This window comes from Intrasporangium chromatireducens Q5-1, from assembly GCF_000576575.1.
Classification (GTDB): Bacteria; Actinomycetota; Actinomycetes; order Actinomycetales; family Dermatophilaceae; genus Intrasporangium_A; species Intrasporangium_A chromatireducens.
Map to the genome: position 1 here is coordinate 1 of NZ_AWQS01000644.1, position 294 is coordinate 294.

Below are 294 nucleotides of genomic sequence, written 5' to 3' on the forward strand. Positions count from 1 at the left end.
CCCACACCGGGACCGCCGACAGCCTGAGCACCGCCGCGGCCGCCGCGCGACCGATCGCCTCGAGCGCGTCCGCCGATACCGAGGCCCTGGGCGCCACCGACGCGGCGAGCGGGTCCAGCGCCAGCAACAATCGGGTGAACGCGGCCCGGACCTGCTCGGCCAGGGCGGCGAAGCGGCGCAGCCAGCCCCGCACCGTCGTCGCTGGCCGGCCCAGCACCACCGCGATGCTGCGGTGCCCGGCCCCGGCGGCCTTGGCCTCGAGTGCGGCCCCGATCACCGAGACCGCGTCCGCGC

Annotated in this window: 1 protein-coding gene; it reads right to left on the minus strand. The window is 78.6% G+C overall.

The genetic code is table 11. The annotated features are described in order from the left end of the window. Nucleotides 1-294, minus strand: a 294-nt coding sequence (locus N864_RS25850; protein WP_034723430.1) for a hypothetical protein, incomplete at both ends; no start/stop codon positions are given.